Genomic DNA, 15,487 nt, shown 5'->3' with positions numbered 1-15,487 from the left:
GCTGGTATCTCTATGCGCGCTGGGGAAGGTGCAGGACATGGGTACCGCGTTGCGAGAGGTGCGGCGGCTCGCGGAGCGGACGCCGCCGTCGCGGGAGCGGTTCATCGACCTGCTGCGAGCCGTGTCGATCGTGGCGGTGGTCCTCGGGCACTGGCTGGCGACGGTGGTCGGCTACGACGAGCACGGCGAGTTGATCGGCCGGTCGGCGCTGCCGGACCTGCCATGGGCACAACCGCTGACCTGGCTGGTCCAGGTGATGCCCGTGTTCTTCATCGTCGGCGGGTACGCCAACGCCGTGTCCCTCGCCGCGGCGCGGCGCCGAGGCGGGACGGCCACCGAATGGCTGATCAAGCGGAGCGGCCGGCTGATCCCGCCGACCACGGCCCTGGTGCTGGTACTGGGAGGCGGGGCGCTGGCGGCGGGCCTGTTCGACGCCGGCCCCGCCCGCGTTCGCATGGTGGTGTGGCTGGCCTCGATCCCGTTGTGGTTCCTCGTGGTCTACCTGATCGTGGTCGCGCTGACGCCGCCGATGTACGCCCTCCACTGCCGGTACGGACTCACCGTCCCGGCGGTGCTGGCCGGGCTCGTCGCCGTCGGCGACGCGGCCCGCCTCCTCGGCCATGACTTCTGGGGCGACGGCAACTTCCTGTTCGGCTGGCTGGCCATCCATCAGATGGGTTTCGCCTGGCGGGACGGACTGCTCCCGGCCCGCCCCCGCGTCGCCGTGCCGCTGGTGGCCGCCGGGATCGGCGGGCTGCTCCTGCTCACCCTTCCCGGCCCCTACCCGGTCAGTTTGATCAATGTGCCCGGCGAGCGGCTGCACAACATGTCCCCGCCCAGCCTGGCCCTGCTCGCGGTCGCGACCGCCCAGCTCGGGGTGGCGCTGCTGCTGCGGGACCGGGCCGAGCGATGGTTGCGGCGCACCCGCCGGTGGACGGCCGTGGTCGCCGTCAACTCGGTGATCATGACGATCCTCCTCTGGCACATCTCCGCCGCGATCCTGCTCACCGCCGCACTGCACGTGGCGGACGTACTCCCGACCCCCGAGGCCGGCTCGGCCGCGTGGCTGGCCTGGCGAGTCCCGTTGCTGATCATGTGCAGTACCGTCCTCGCCGTGCTCGTCGCGATCTTCGGACCGATCGAGGTACGCGGCGCCCAACGCTCCCGCCGGCTCCCGATCCCGATCCCGATCCCGGCGGGACTGGCCCGCACGGCTTCCCGTCCGGTGTTCCGGCTGTGGCTGACCATGGCGGGACTCGCGGGAGCCGCCTGCGCCCTGCTCGTCAACAGCCTGTGGCCGAGCGCCGCTCCGACCGTATCCGGAATGCCGGCATTCGCGCTGATCACCTACCTCGCCTCCGCGGCGGCTTTGCGACTGCTACGTTCGATCCCCCCGGACGGTCTGGCCCATCGAGTGAACCAGCGCAGCACGTACTCCACCGGGCCGTACCGGTGACCGCGCAGCCACCACGCGCTCAAGGCGAGCAACACCACATAGATCACCGCCGCGACCCCCATCACGACGAACGGCGACAACCTGCCCGCCAGCGCCAGCCCGTAGCCGGTGAACACCAGGCAGCACAGCACCGACTGCCCGATGTAGTTCGATGCCGCCGCCCGTCCGGCCGGGGCCAGCGCGCGGCCGACGGCCGGAAAACGCCTGATCACCTGGAGGAACGTGACCACGTAGGCGGCGGTCAGCAGTACCGAGGCCACGTTGTTCACGGCCATCGAGAGCAGTTCGAGCGCGTTCCCACGGCCCTGCGCCCAGGTGAAGAAGCCCGCCGCAGGAAGCCCCACGCCGAAACCGGCCCACTGCATGCGCGGCACGAAGCGAGCCCAGCGCTCCGGCTCCTCCAGCACCCGCGACCTGCCCGCCGCCATCCCGAACAGGAACAGCGCCAGCGCCATCGGCCCCTGCCCGACCCACACCATCACGGCCAGCGCCGGATACGTCTCGGCCTGGAACGTCAGTACGCCCAGCGGCCCGCTTCTGACCAGCTCCTCGGCTCGCACTCCGGCCGCCGCGTCCACCAGCGGCGCGACCTCACCCGCCGGGTCCAGCAGAGTGAGCCCGGCCAGTACCAGCCAGATCACCGACATGATCCCGATGATCCAGCAGCCGATGACGAACGCCCTTCTGGCCGAGATGCCGCGCAGGGCCAGCAGGATCAACCCCAGCATGGCGTACAGGGTGAGAATGTCGCCGATCCACAACAGGAACCCGTGCGCCACCCCGATCGCGAACAGCCCCAGGCACCGCCGCGCCATCCTGGCCTTCACCTTCACGCCATCCCGCGACATGAGCGTGAAGGAGTAGCCGAACAGGAACGAGAACAGAATGTAGAACTTCGTCAGCACCACCGTGCTGACGAACCACGCGACCGGCCCCTCCGTGATCGGCATCGTGCCGGTGGTCACGGCGTAGCGCGGATCGGCGAAAAAGCCGATGTTGGCCACCAGAATGCCCGCCAGCGCGAACCCGCGCACGGCGTCGATCTCGTGCACTCGCCTTGATCCCGGCGTCTGTGTCATGGCCACGACGCTAGAGACATGGTGCGGGGTGGGACATCGGCCCTTGGCAGGTCCGGGAGTGACGAAAGTCTATGGCAGGAGCGACACCAGAATGTCGCGCGCTTCGGCGCACACACCGCGATCGGACCTGCCCGTCAAAGCGAACCCGCCCCGAGACAAGGGTCTTGAGGATCTGCCGCCGTCGTGTCCGAATCCCCCGAGAGCCGCGTACGGCCGCCCCGTTCCGGATAGTCGTCCGGATATATCCGCCACCCGATGCGCATCCCCTGTAAAATCTGCCCCGGGTGAATTCCCGGTTCACATCATTCGTGTCGGCGATCTGTACCGCGTATCCACCGCGGACCTGCTCAGGGTCATTGAGGTGAACTTCTCGGGGGACTGACCGGCCCCAACGCCTTCTCATCCTGTTGCAGCCGGCGCAGTACTCACCACAGGCAACACCCCGCCCACCGGCGCACTCGCGAACACACCCCTACAGGCACGAACGTTCAAATCGCCACAAGCCTGCCCTCCGCTGTTCAATCAGCCGCGAGGGCCCGCCGCCCGAAGTCTCGCCTGGCGTCGATCTGGTGTGATCTCTGTCACCCGATCAGGTCCAGTCCCACTAACAAATGGCCGACAAACGATCAAGAGGCCAGATCCACGAGCTTGGGATCTAGCCTCTGAGCTGGGGAAACGTGGTGGGGCTACCAGGACTTGAACCTGGGACCTCTTCCTTATCAGCGCCTCTTTATCGTTCAATCGAGTTACTGGCCACATTGGGATCAGGACGTAAACTTGCAGGTAGGGGCCATAGTTTTGATCCCCAAGACTGACCAGCAGTGCCCATCGCTGACGGACAGTGCCACGGTCAAACGACGGTCAAACGATCAAGGAGGTGATCCATGGGGTTTTCCCGCCCTCGCCGCAACCGCGAAGGCAAGGTGCGCTACACCGCCTACTACCTCGACTTCAAGGGCCTGGAGAAGTCAGCCGGAACCTTCTCAAACCAGAAGGAAGCGGACAAAGCCTGGCAACGAGCCGAGTCAGAGGTAGCCAAAGGTCGAGTAGGTGATCCGAAGCGTGGTCGCCAGACTTTCCGAAGCTACGTACGTGAGACCTGGCTGCCCAATCATGAGATGGAGGCGACCACTCGCCAAAGCTACACATACGCAATCCACAAGCACATCCTGCCCGAGTTCGGCCGGATGCGCATGATCGACATCATGCCCGAACATGTTCGCTCATGGGTCACGACCATGAAGGCACTCGGGCTTGAAGCAGCAACCATCCAGAAGAACAAGACGGTCCTGAGCGCCGTCTTCACTACTGCCTTTCACGACCAAGTGACCTTCATTCATCCCTGTAAAGGGGTCAGGACACCGCCGGTTCCAGCAAAACCGCGAACCATCATCACGCCGGAGCAGTTCGACATCCTTTATGAAGAGCTTCCGGACGCCGACACCCAGCTACTCGTCGAGACCGACATCGAGACCGGGCTGCGCTGGGGTGAACTAACAGAACTGCGCGTGAAGGACCTGCATGTAGGATCTCAAATACTGACGATCAGCCGAGCGGTCGTCGAGGTCAACCCGAAATTCCACCCCAAGGGCGAGCGGTTTCTGGTCAAGAACTACCCGAAAGACAAGGAGTTCCGCCGCTTCAAGCTCACCCGCCAGCTCGTCACTAAACTGAGCGCCCATATCAAGGAACAAAACCTCGGCCCCGACGACCTCCTCTTCACCTGGCGGCACGAGTCGGCCACCCGGAGGAAATTGCGTCCAGTGCCGGATCCCGAACAGTTGGGCTACACAGAGCCCAATGCCGCGGGACGCGCCTACCGACACGGGACCATCACTGCATACAACACGCGCAAGTGCCGGTGCGATCACTGTCGCGCGGCCTTCGCGATCTACCGTGCCCAACGCCGCAACAGCGGCAAGGACAACCCGCGCCTACCACGCCGCCGCGATACCGATGGCCACATTCCCGCTGACGCCTTCCGCCGTAAGATCTGGAAACCCGCCCTTGCCGCGGCCGACCTTGGCATCAAGGTCCGTATCCACGATCTACGCCACGCACACGCCTCCTGGCTGCTGGCCGGCGGCGCCGACCTCCAAGTCGTCAAAGAGCGCTTGGGTCATGCCTCCATCGCCACCACCGAGAAATACCTGCACACCCTCGACGACGCCGACGAAACCGCGCTGGACGCGTTCTCCAAGATCCGCAACCGCTCCAACGGGGGCCGCGTATGAGGTCGCGTGCTCTTACTCAGTCCACGCCAGATACTGCGCAGGCAGAAGTCTCCGTACCTGCCGATCGCCCATCACGCGACTACATCGCGACCACCAGTCGCTCCGCCAACATCATCCGCCGCACCACCATCGCCACAGTCGTGGTGCTCGCCGCCATAGCGGCCATCGTCAGCTACCAGCACATGCACCAACTCGCCATACAACACGGCGAATCTTTCTGGTCTGCCGCCCTCGTGCCACTCGCCGTGGACGGCATGATCGTGGCCGCGTCCCTCGCCCTCCTGGAAGACTCCCGCGCAGGCCGCCGCGGCGGCCTCCTCCCGTGGCTGTTCCTCATCATCAGCAGCGGCGCCAGCCTCGCCGCCAACGTGGCAATCGCCGAACCGACCTTCACCGCCCGTATCATCGCCGCCTGGCCCAGCCTCGCCCTGATCGGCGCCTACGAAATGCTCATGCGCATGATCCGCCACACCGCCCGCCAGCAGCCCCCCACACGCACCGCCCCCTATCCACAACCTGTGGACAAGCCTGAAAGCAGCCATGATGGCCATGCCGCCAGTGGCCGCCACCTGCAACGAGAAGCATGGCAATGGGCAACATCTGTCCAACAGACGAACGGCCACCTGCCAAGCGCGACCGCCATCGCCGCCGCCTACGGTCGCAGCGCACGCTGGGGACGCCTGGTTAAAGCAGCGGGCCAGTCCGGCGGACTGGACTACTGAGCCCCAGGCTTTCTAGAACGCCTTCAAGGAAGGCCGGTCCACACAGCCATGGCGGGCACACAGCGCCTCCGACCACGTTATGGCCGGTGACAGGCTCCCCCACAGCCGTGGCGAGCACAGGCGGCCGGTTGACGCCCACGCTGGCACTGTCGGCTCATCCCCCACAGGCGTGGGGAGCACCGGTTGCAGTACTTCACCCCGGCCACCGGCTGCGGTTCACCCCCACAGGCGTGGGGAGCACCGGTTGCGCACCTCGTCGGCGGAGGCGACGCCCGGTTCACCCCCACGGGCGTGGGGAGCACGTGGTGGGCGCGCAGGCTCGCCAGGCGGGCCGCGGTTCACCCCCACGGGCGTGGGGAGCACGGAGGTCCGCTGAAGGCCGCCCGGGTCGAGGTCGGTTCACCCCCCACGGGCGTGGGGAGCACTGTAGCTCGTCGTGGACCTAAGCGCGTTCTGCCGGTTCACCCCCACGGGCGTGGGGAGCACGCAGGTAGGTAAATCGACCCTGAATCGTTGGCGGTTCACCCCCACGGGCGTGGGGAGCACCACAGAACCCGGGGGACCCCCAAGCCCTCGGCCGGTTCACCCCCACGGGCGTGGGGAGCACAAATGATCTTGATTGTGCGTGGTCCGTCTCACCGGTTCACCCCCACGGGCGTGGGGAGCACTTTTCCGGCACATCTACGCACAGTACAGAACGGGGTTCACCCCCACGGGCGTGGGGAGCACCTGTGGGTGCATCGGCCGACCCTCATACGCCCGCGGTTCACCCCCACGGGCGTGGGGAGCACGTGGCCTTCCGTTCCCACCTCGGCCTGGACGTCGGTTCACCCCCACGGGCGTGGGGAGCACGCGGACACCCGCGCGTCGCCAGATCTCGAAGGCGGTTCACCCCCACGGGCGTGGGGAGCACGGGTCTGCCAGCTCAAGAGCGTGGCATGCTCGCGGTTCACCCCCACGGGCGTGGGGAGCACCCTTACTGAGCAGCCATGATACGCGCGACCTGCGACGATGGAGTGTCGGGGTTTGTCGGTGATCAACTTGGAAAACGTGAATATTGTTCTCGCACTGATTTTTACGAAATCGGCACACAGGCGAAGCCTGATCCCATATGCTCCCGGCGCGCGGGGCTATCGCGCGCGGCGGACTGCCGAGGGAAACCGAGGAGCAAATGGAGATAGACCTAGACCTTTGGGGCAAATCAAAAGGGCTTGATCGGCCGTACCCCGTGATCTGCCACCTGCTGGACGCCGCTGCCATGGCAGAGACGCTGTGGGAGCGCTACCTCCCACCCGCGCTTCGCAGTTTCATTGCGAATTCTCTTTCAGTGTCCGAAGAAGCAGCACGCAAGCTTGTAGGTTTTTGGGCTGGTTTGCACGATATCGGCAAGTGTATGGCGTGCTTCCAACTACAAGACCCCGTCGCGTTCGGCCTCCTTGACGGATATCCAGACGTGGCAGGAGAAAACCAGCGCCACGAATACGCTGCGCATGTCTGGCTGAGTCGCCCGTTGAGCCGCATGGGGTACGACGCCCGCTCCCCGCGCAGCGCCGCTTTCGTGGTGGCCCAGATGCTCGGCGGGCACCACGGGCGGTACAGCATCCGTGACCACCGTGAGTGCCGAGCACCGGCGGCGGCCGTACTGCCGGAACTCGGGGATGGGAAGTGGGAGGAGCAGCGGGAGGCCTTGTTCGGTACGGTCGCCCGGATCGTCGATCCGCCTTCGGCGCCCCCTGTGGTCACCCCGGTGGCCGCTGAGCTGATCTGCGGGCTGGTGATTCTGGCGGACTGGCTGGTCAGCCAGGACGTACATTTGATCAAGCGCCTGCCCGAGGTGCCCACGGTGGCAGATGGCCTTAAGGCCCACTACGAGCGTTCACTCCACCTCGCACCGAGTTTGATCGACGAAGCGGGCTTGGCCCCCGTGCACCTGCGTAGCGGAACCTTCGCCGACGAGTTTCCGCACATTGAAACCCCGAACGATCTGCAACGATCGATTTCCGAGAACCTGCCGCACCTGCTGTCAGGTGGTTCCGGGCTGCTGCTGGTCACCGCGCCTATGGGGGCCGGCAAGACCGAGGCGGTGTTCCATGGCGCGCGACTGCTGGGTGAGGCGAGCGGCGTGCCCGGATTCTTGTTCACTCTGCCGACGATGGCGACGGCCGACCAGATGTACGGCAGGACCAGGGCGTACGGTGAGCGGCGAGCCGAAGACGATGCGGCGCTCACCTTGCTGCACAGCATGTCCTGGCTCAACGACGCCTATACCGGCACCGGTACCGACTCCACGGTGATCACGGACGACACGAGCCTCAGGGCACCGGAGTGGCTGCACGGCAGGAAACGAGGGCTGCTGGCGTCCATGGGGGTGGGAACCGTCGATCAGGCCCTGCTGGCCGTACTCCCCTTGAAGCATTCCGCGCTTCGCATGCTGGGGCTGGCGACCAAGGTACTGATCGTTGATGAAGTTCACGCGTACGACGCCTACATGCAGGGGCTACTGGCCAAGACGCTGACCTGGCTGGGCGCGTTGCGGGTGCCGGTGGTGCTGATGTCCGCCACGTTGCCCACCCGGATCGCCAGTCGTCTGATGGCGGCGTACCTTCGCGGCGCCGGCCACCCGGATTCGCCCCTGCCGTCGATCCGGTATCCCGGATGGGCCTATGCGGATGCGACGACCGGGCAGATCTCATCTTTCGACGTGACGGCAAAAGCGGTCGATCTGCACTTGGAAGTACGACGAGCGCCTATCAGCGGGGTTGTCATGGATCGTTCCGCGACCCTGCGCGAACTCCTGAACCCCTTGGTCGAGAACGGAGGATGTGCGGCCGTCGTATGCAACACGGTTGCCGAAGCTCAGGAAACCTATCGGTTCTTGAGGAAATGGTTCGATGGTCTCCAGACCGATTCGGTACCAGAGCTGACGCTGCTACATGCACGTTTCCCAGCGCGCCGGAGGGAAGAGCTCACCCGCCAGGTGACGGCCGACTTCGGCAAGTGCAGCACCTGTGAGGACTTGGCCGCCTGCGAACACCGACCCCACGCCGCGGTGCTGGTGGCCACTCAGGTGATCGAGCAATCACTTGATCTCGACTTTGATCTTCTCATCAGCGACCTCGCCCCGATCGCACTGCTGCTACAGCGAGCAGGCCGCTGCCACCGCCACGACGGACGGATCCGACCATCCTGGGCGGCTGTTCCGCGCCTCGCCGTCCTCCGGCCGAGCAGGGCGGATGGCGGGCTGGCCTTACCCGGCTCGTGGCCCTTCGTCTACTCCCGGGCCTTGCTGCGCCGTACCGACGAACTGCTCATCGAGCGCGTCATCGCCATACCCGACGACGTACAGGGACTGGTGGAGGAGGTCTATGACGATGCCTTCGCCAGTGGGCAGCTCGACGACGATGCCTTGGAGTGGCTTGGCCAGGAAATGGCCGGCTTGAGCATGGCTGACGTGACCGCCATACCAGATCCGGACGAGATCTCCGGCCTGCACGAGTTCACCACGTCCGAGGCGAGTGAGGACATGATCTCGACCCGGCTGGGCGCGGACTCGGTGCGGGTCTTGTGCGCGTACACCGGCGACGACGGCCATTTGTACCTGGACGCTGGTCGCTCAACCCGGCTTCCCGACCGCGAGAAGATTCCCCGGCGGTTGATCAAGCAAGTACTGGCCGAGACCATCCCACTGAGAGCAGCGTTGCTCAAAGATCAAGATGCGAGCAACGATCCCCCCGAAAGGTGGCAGCGCAATGCCTGGCTCCGGGACCTGGTCATCTTGCCTCTCCGCGTCGGAGTGGATGGCCAAGAAGCCGCCGTGCTCAGCGAGCTCTCCTTCCAACTGGATCCCGACCTGGGACTCCGTGTGGACCGGCACAAGTAGAAGAGCTGAGCATGCCCAAGTAGAGTAGCTGTGCATGGGCCGCCGCTTGGGCCTTCCATACAAGGGTCTCCGCCGCTACCATCTCAACCGAACGTGCTCGGAAAATCACAGAGGGGGTATTTGCGCATGCAAGTAAGTCTCGTTCTGTCACACCATGCGCTCGTTCGGTGGACCTATCGAATGGTGATCTTGGTCCTCGTCGTAGTCCTGACGGCACAGTTGGCACAGGCTTGATCCGAGGGCGCCGTCGTCTCACGACGGCGCCCTCCTACCCCCACGGGCGTGGGGAGCCTACGCCGCACAGCTTCTCTACGGCTCACCCTCAATAGATGGGGACTCGTATGCACATTGTGCACGACCCGCGCCACTTCGATCTGGCGACCGCCAAGTGGCTCCCGATCTCAACGAACCATTCTGTCGGCCTCCAGGAACTCTTTACCCATGCACACGATCTGGCAGACGTGGAAGTACCGTCGCCCCCTGGTGGTGCTGGGCTGTGGCGTGTCCTTACCGTGATCGCGGCTCGAGTTTCCGGTCTCGACGAACCGGCCCCCTTTGATACATGGACGAAACGCCGTGAGGACGCTCTCGCCAAAGGCCACTTCAGCGCACGTAAGGTGACGGCATACTTTGACCGACACCGGAGTCGCTTCTCCCTACTGCACCCGGAGCGCCCCTGGCTCCAGGACCTGCGATTGGCCACCGAGTGCAAGAAGACCTCGGGGCTCAACAAGCTGGTACTGTCCTGGCCAGCCGGTAACAACCAGGTGTGGTTCGACCACCACACCGATCTCGACTCTCGCCCTATCCCTCCAGGCGAGGCGGTCTGGTACCTCCTCGCCCAGCTCTACTACGGCCCTTCCGGCCGATGCACGGCCCGTACCGTCAACGGCCGGAACGAAGCCAACAGCACGGCCGGCCCCCTACGTGGCACGATCTCATTCCATCCCCTCGGCCGTACCGTTTTCGAGTCCCTCATAGTCGGCATTCCCTACCCCGGCAGCCACCGGCTGGCCGATGACCTCGCCCCGTGGGAACGAGATGAGCTTCCCCACCCTCTCGGCCTCCCCCCGGCCCCGTCGGGCATCGCCGGTCGCTTGACCGGACGGTTCCGGCACGCCGTACTGCTCTCGCATCACGACGGCATGGTCAACGACGCGTGGATCACGTGGGCATGGCGCCATCCGACCCCACCCGCGGAGGACCCCTTCCTGATCTATCAGGTCAACAAGACCGGGGATCGCTACGCCCGGGGGGCGCAAAGTGATCGAGCGCTGTGGCGGGACGTGGATGCGCTCCTGCTGGAACGTCTCGGCGAACGGGATGCCCAGCGGCCGAAGGTACTTGGTCATGCCAGCGAGCTGCCGTTCGACGTGCTCGACCACCTGCGCGTGCGTGCCTTCGGCTTCGACCAGGACGGACAGACCCGTGACCGGCAGTGGTTCACCGCCACCACGCCCGCAGTCCTGTCTCTCCTCCGTGACGACCAGAGTGCGAGCGGCCTCAGCCGCGTCAGAGTGGCCGCCGAAGGCGTCGCCGTACACCTGCGTTCGGCGCTGCGAAGCGTCTGGGTGGCGATCAATGACCCGTCCAATGGCCAAGGACCTCCCGCCCGCAAGGACGTTTCACCCGGGCCGTTGCGGGACCAAGGCGAGGCGTGGTACTGGCCGGAAGCCGAAAGGATCTTCTGGCGCAAGGTGTGGGCACGCGAGTTCGACGATCCGACGCTCGACTTCATCAAGCTGGCGCTGCACATCTATGACAAGGTCTGCGACCGGGCCGGCAACACTCCGCGGGTACGGCGCGCGGTCGAGCGCAACCGCGGTCACATCTTCGCCGCACGTAACCGCCCCAAAGCCGCATAGCCCCAGGAGCACGGATGCCTGACAACGCCACCTGGCAAGAGCAACGCGATGAACTCGGGAGACGGGCGGCCATGCTGGTCGAAGCGGCCGTCAGGACACTCGACGACAAGGACTCCCGAAACAAGCGCCGCCGCGTCGCGCTCCGTAGAGCCCTTGGCCGGGACCCAGAGCATCACGCCGCACGCCCGGCCCACATGGTGGTCGCCTACACCCTTCCCCCGAACCCGGACGACGCCACCGAACGCGCGTTCTACACGGTCGCGGCGATGATCGCCGCCCAGCCTAGAGACGCCCGTGATCAGACCACAGGCCGAAACGACGACGCTCCCCATGCGGAGGATGAGCCGGAAGCGACGGAAGCCTCCGAGCCCGCACCGGAAGATCAACAGGAGACCCTTGGCGCCACTCTGGGCCGAATGGTGGCGACCGACAAGGGCCGCGAGGACACCATCGAGCCGCGCCTGCACCTCATGTGCCGCCAGGACGTGGGGGGCATCCATCGCCACCTGCCGCGTCTGATCGCCACCATACGAGCCGAGCTGATTCGGGTCGATTGGTTGCGTCTCACTCTCGATCTCGCCGCCTGGGGGACACAGCGTGATCGTGTGACCAAGCGGTGGCTTCAGGACTACTACCGGACCTTGTACGCCGTACGCGCCATGCAGAAGAAGGCCATGGCCAAGAGCGAATCACCCGAAGGCGAGGACCAGTGACGAAAACCCCTCGATTCATCGACATACACCTGCTGCAAACCCTCCCCTACAGCAACATCAACAGGGATGATCTCGGGTCTCCCAAATCCGTCACCTACGGTGGCGCGAATCGTACCCGCGTGAGCAGCCAGAGTTGGAAACGCGCCGTACGACTCGCTGTGGAAGAGTTGCTCGGCGACCCGGCCGCGCGCACCCGCCGCATCCCTGAGCAGGTCGCACAACGGCTTGTCGCCCGCGGCTGGCCGAGCGAACTCGCCACGGCCGGTGGGCAGCAGGTCGTCCTGTCGGCCGGCAAGGGCCTGAAGGTGGAAGACGATGGTGTCACCTCGGTACTGCTGTACCTGCCCATCGCCGCCCTCGACGAGCTGGCCGACGTGGCCGCCGAGCACCGCGAGGAGATCGCGGCAGAAGCGGGGAAGAAGAAGCCGACAGCAGTGCTCCCCGCCGCCCGGATCGCCGACGTGCTATCCCGTCGCAACGGAGTGATCAACCTGTTCGGCCGGATGCTCGCCGAACTACCCGGCGCTGAGGTGGACGGTGCGGTACAGGTCGCGCATGCCTTCACCACCCACAGCACCAGCGCCGAGGTGGACTTTTTCACCGCGGTGGACGACCTCAACCCGGAGGAGATGCGCGGCAGCGGCCATATGAACTCCGCCGAATTCTCCGCCGGTGTTTTCTACCGCTACGCCAGCGTGGACATCACCGGCCTGCAAGAAAACCTCGCAGACACCACGTCGGCGGCCGAACTCACCCGTGTCTTCCTGACATCGTTCATCTCCGCCCTGCCGACCGGCAAGCAGAACTCGACGGCCGCCAACACCATTCCTGACCTGGCCTACCTCGCGGTCCGCGCGGATCGGCCCGTCTCGCTGGCGCCGGCGTTCGAGGCACCGGTACGGCTCACCGCGGAGGGCGGTTACGCGGCGCGATCCCGCGACGTGCTGGCCTCCTACGCCCAGCGTCTGCACACCCTGTGGGGCGAGGAGGGGATCGTACGACACGCACACGCTGGAATCGACGCCAAGCAGCTTTCCGGGCTGGGCGGCATGGACAACTCCTACGCCGACCTGATCAAGAATGCGGTGGCCGCGGCGTTCTCCTCGGGTTCGGGCGAGTGAGCGGGCTGGTCCTGCGTCTGGCCGGACCGCTCCAGTCCTGGGGTGAACACAGCGCCTTCACCGAACGTGACACCCAGCGCTTCCCGACCCGGTCCGGCCTGATCGGCATGTTCGCCGGGGCGTACGGCCTGCGTCGCGGCGAAAGCCTCGACCGTTTCGGGGACCTTGAGTTCGTCATCAGGATCGATCGCCCCGGTGTCCCGCTGGTGGACTTCCACACGGTCGGGGGCGGGCGCAGCCGTCAGCAGACCGTGCCCACCTCGGAGGGCGGGCGCCGCAGCGTGGAAACCGCCACCATCGTCACCCGCAGGCACTACCTGTCCGATGCGGTGTTCGTCGTGGGCGTCATCGGTCCGCCCGACGTGATCGAGCCTCTCGGCGATCGGCTTGCCCGGCCGCGATGGCAGCCCTATCTGGGGCGTCGCTCCTGCCCGCCCGACCCACCGCTGCTGCTGCGCCGTACCGACGATCCGCACCAGGACCTCGCCGAGCACGTGCCCGTCGCACGCCGTCTGCCTCAATCGAACGGAAACCCCACGCCCGAACCACAACTCGACTTCGTCAGGGAAGGAGCCAACTCCCGCGCTACGGCGGTCGCGGAACTGCTCGATGTGCCGGTCAGCTTCGCCCGATTCGACCGGCGTTATCGGCTCCGCACGGTCAGCGTAACCCCTCACCACGTGCCCGAACGCCTCTGGCTCGGACACGGAGCCGAATACCAGAAAGCCCTGTTCGACTACGCAGGAGGGACATCATGAGCACCTGGCTGACGCGGATCGTCCCCGAGCCGCGTAGCCGCCTGGCCCGTCAGGACCTCCGCAACGCCGAGGCCCTGCACAAGCGGGTCATGTCCCTGGTTCCAGACGGACTCGGTGAGCGGGCCCGAGCCCAGGCGGGCGTGCTTTATCGCTACGACGACACCAGCGCCGTTGGCCCGCACCTGCTCATCCAGACCCGCGCGCCGGTCGATGCCACCCGGTTGCCCGACCAGTACGGCACGCTCGCCGTACGCGACCTCACCCCACTCCTGAACGTGCTGCGTCCGGAACTCGCTGTTCAGTACCGAATCATCGCCAACACCTCCAAACGACTCGGCCGAACTTCGGAGCGTTCCGGCAAGCTGGTCGCCCTTCGCGGACCGGAGGCCGACGAATGGTGGCATGCCAGGGCCCAAGCGAACGGCCTGATCCTGCGTACCGTCGTCTCGACATCACTGCCCGACATCCGCAGTCCGGGCAAGGCGGGGGTGCGACACGCCGCGACCCGCTTCGACGGCATCGCCGTAGTAAAGGACGCTGAGCTGGTACAACAAGCCGTGCTCAACGGAATCGGCCGCGGCAAGGCGTACGGTTGTGGCCTGCTGAGCCTCGCTCCGACGGCCCTCTGATGGCCGGGCCCGCCAACGCCAAACGGCGTCTCGGTCAACCCACGCTGGCGATGCTGCCGCGCATCGCGGACTCACTTTCCTTTCTTTATATGGAGAGTGTCCGAATCGTCCAGGATGACACCGGCGTGTGCGCCCAGGTGGAATCACCTCGGGGCATCGAACGCGTCTATCTGCCGACCGCCTCCCTCGCCTGCGGACTCCTCGGCCCGGGCACATCCATCACACAACCCGCCCTCGCCACCTTCGCCCGGCACGGCACCAGCCTGGTATGCGTCGGCGCGGGCGGCGTACGCTCCTATGCGGGCATCCTGCCCGCTCAGCTCACCACCGACTGGCTGGAACGCCAGGTCCGCGCCTGGGCGAACGACGACGAACGACTCCGTGTTGCCATCCGGATGTACGAGCACCGGTTCGGGGCGGGCTCTCTTCCTTCCGCGGTCAACCTGGAGCAGCTCCGTGGCCTGGAAGGCCAGCGGATCAAGGCGCTGTATCGCATGCTGGCGACGAAGTACGGCATCACCCGCTTCCGTCGTAACTACGACCCGGCCGCTTGGGACGCACAAGACCCGGTGAACCTGGCGCTGTCCGCGGCGAATGCCGCCCTCTACGGGGTCGTCCATGCCGCCACACTGGCGCTGGGCTGCTCGCCGGCGTTGGGCTTTGTTCATGCGGGTACCCAGATGGCGTTCGTGTATGACATCGCCGACCTCTACAAGGCCAAGGTAACCATCCCGCTCGCCTTCTCGCTGGCCGCTTCCGCACAGCCCGAGCGTGAGGCACGTACGCGACTCCGCGAGGAGTTCCGGCTGATCAAGCTCATGCCCACGATCGTCTCCGACCTCCAGAAGATGATCGCTCCGGACGCCGTCGAGGCCGCATCTACCGCTCGCACCGCCGACATCGTCCATCTCTGGGACCCAGATCTCGGCTCTCTCCTGGCGGGCGTGAACTACGGCGACGACCTGGCCAGCGGCGACATCCCCTGGTAAGCCTCAACTTCGTCGGTGTGCGGGGGCGTCGCATTCCTCAG

General features: G+C 65.9%; 11 protein-coding genes and 1 CRISPR repeat array. Of the genes, 10 read left to right on the top strand and 1 reads right to left on the bottom strand.

The window, feature by feature from the left end:
- Positions 1 to 37 precede the first annotated feature (37 nt).
- Positions 38 to 1,456 carry an acyltransferase gene (locus ACH34R_RS19640; RefSeq protein ID WP_397562888.1) on the top strand — a complete coding sequence of 473 codons (1,419 nt, stop codon included), beginning with the start codon at positions 38 to 40 and terminating at the stop codon, positions 1,454 to 1,456.
- Here ACH34R_RS19640 and ACH34R_RS19635 read toward each other — a convergent pair.
- Complete coding sequence (locus ACH34R_RS19635; RefSeq protein ID WP_397562887.1) at positions 1,348 to 2,535, bottom strand: DUF418 domain-containing protein; 1,188 nt, start codon at positions 2,533 to 2,535, stop codon at positions 1,348 to 1,350. The two genes, ACH34R_RS19640 and ACH34R_RS19635, sit on opposite strands and share 109 nt — an antisense overlap.
- 884 nt (positions 2,536 to 3,419) lie before the next feature.
- Between ACH34R_RS19635 and ACH34R_RS19630 the strand changes: the two genes are divergently transcribed.
- From ACH34R_RS19630 to cas1e, 9 genes are all read left to right on the top strand, one after another.
- A complete protein-coding gene (locus ACH34R_RS19630) occupies positions 3,420 to 4,769 on the top strand; it encodes a tyrosine-type recombinase/integrase (RefSeq protein ID WP_397562886.1) in 1,350 nt (449 codons plus the stop codon).
- Positions 4,766 to 5,491 carry a DUF2637 domain-containing protein gene (locus tag ACH34R_RS19625; RefSeq protein WP_397562885.1) on the top strand — a complete coding sequence of 242 codons (726 nt, stop codon included), beginning with the start codon at positions 4,766 to 4,768 and terminating at the stop codon, positions 5,489 to 5,491. Before ACH34R_RS19630 ends, ACH34R_RS19625 begins: the two co-directional genes overlap by 4 nt.
- A gap of 31 nt (positions 5,492 to 5,522) precedes the next feature.
- Positions 5,523 to 6,465: direct repeats of the CRISPR family, unit length 28 nt; unit sequence GGTTCACCCCCACGGGCGTGGGGAGCAC.
- Between the two features lie 197 nt (positions 6,466 to 6,662).
- Positions 6,663 to 9,371, top strand: a complete 2,709-nt coding sequence (gene cas3, locus ACH34R_RS19620; protein WP_397562884.1) for a CRISPR-associated helicase Cas3' — start codon at positions 6,663 to 6,665, stop codon at positions 9,369 to 9,371.
- Positions 9,372 to 9,712: 341 nt separating this feature from the next.
- Positions 9,713 to 11,236: a type I-E CRISPR-associated protein Cse1/CasA gene (gene casA / locus ACH34R_RS19615; protein ID WP_397562883.1), complete on the top strand. Its 1,524-nt coding sequence runs from the start codon at positions 9,713 to 9,715 to the stop codon at positions 11,234 to 11,236.
- A 14-nt stretch (positions 11,237 to 11,250) separates the two neighbouring features.
- Complete coding sequence (gene casB / locus ACH34R_RS19610; RefSeq protein ID WP_397562882.1) at positions 11,251 to 11,949, top strand: type I-E CRISPR-associated protein Cse2/CasB; 699 nt, start codon at positions 11,251 to 11,253, stop codon at positions 11,947 to 11,949.
- Positions 11,946 to 13,070: a type I-E CRISPR-associated protein Cas7/Cse4/CasC gene (gene cas7e, locus ACH34R_RS19605; protein WP_397562881.1), complete on the top strand. Its 1,125-nt coding sequence runs from the start codon at positions 11,946 to 11,948 to the stop codon at positions 13,068 to 13,070. Before casB ends, cas7e begins: the two co-directional genes overlap by 4 nt.
- The gene (gene cas5e, locus ACH34R_RS19600; RefSeq protein ID WP_397562880.1) at positions 13,067 to 13,828 is read left to right on the top strand and encodes a type I-E CRISPR-associated protein Cas5/CasD; all 762 of its coding nucleotides are present in this window, start codon (positions 13,067 to 13,069) and stop codon (positions 13,826 to 13,828) included. Before cas7e ends, cas5e begins: the two co-directional genes overlap by 4 nt.
- Positions 13,825 to 14,457: a type I-E CRISPR-associated protein Cas6/Cse3/CasE gene (gene cas6e, locus ACH34R_RS19595; protein ID WP_397562879.1), complete on the top strand. Its 633-nt coding sequence runs from the start codon at positions 13,825 to 13,827 to the stop codon at positions 14,455 to 14,457. The genes cas5e and cas6e overlap by 4 nt, the downstream gene beginning before the upstream one ends.
- The gene (gene cas1e, locus ACH34R_RS19590) at positions 14,457 to 15,446 is read left to right on the top strand and encodes a type I-E CRISPR-associated endonuclease Cas1e (RefSeq protein ID WP_397562878.1); all 990 of its coding nucleotides are present in this window, start codon (positions 14,457 to 14,459) and stop codon (positions 15,444 to 15,446) included. Before cas6e ends, cas1e begins: the two co-directional genes overlap by 1 nt.
- Positions 15,447 to 15,487 lie beyond the last annotated feature (41 nt).

It is taken from the genome of Spongiactinospora sp. 9N601 (assembly GCF_044326295.1).
GTDB classification, from domain to species: domain Bacteria; phylum Actinomycetota; class Actinomycetes; order Streptosporangiales; family Streptosporangiaceae; genus Spongiactinospora; species Spongiactinospora gelatinilytica.
Note: the sequence above shows the minus strand (reverse complement) of the source record. Positions and strands in the feature narration are given on the sequence as shown.

Excerpts from the sequence above, each read along its gene's own strand:
- ACH34R_RS19630 (WP_397562886.1), top strand. The coding sequence starts at position 3,420 with ATGGGGTTTTCCCGCCCTCGCCGCAACCGCGAAGGCAAGGTGCGCTAC.
- casB (WP_397562882.1), top strand. The coding sequence starts at position 11,251 with ATGCCTGACAACGCCACCTGGCAAGAGCAACGCGATGAACTCGGGAGA.
- ACH34R_RS19640 (WP_397562888.1), top strand. The coding sequence starts at position 38 with ATGGGTACCGCGTTGCGAGAGGTGCGGCGGCTCGCGGAGCGGACGCCG.
- casA (WP_397562883.1), top strand. The coding sequence starts at position 9,713 with ATGCACATTGTGCACGACCCGCGCCACTTCGATCTGGCGACCGCCAAG.
- ACH34R_RS19625 (WP_397562885.1), top strand. The coding sequence starts at position 4,766 with ATGAGGTCGCGTGCTCTTACTCAGTCCACGCCAGATACTGCGCAGGCA.
- cas1e (WP_397562878.1), top strand. The coding sequence starts at position 14,457 with ATGGCCGGGCCCGCCAACGCCAAACGGCGTCTCGGTCAACCCACGCTG.
- ACH34R_RS19635 (WP_397562887.1), bottom strand. The coding sequence starts at position 2,535 with ATGACACAGACGCCGGGATCAAGGCGAGTGCACGAGATCGACGCCGTG.
- cas3 (WP_397562884.1), top strand. The coding sequence starts at position 6,663 with ATGGAGATAGACCTAGACCTTTGGGGCAAATCAAAAGGGCTTGATCGG.
- cas6e (WP_397562879.1), top strand. The coding sequence starts at position 13,825 with ATGAGCACCTGGCTGACGCGGATCGTCCCCGAGCCGCGTAGCCGCCTG.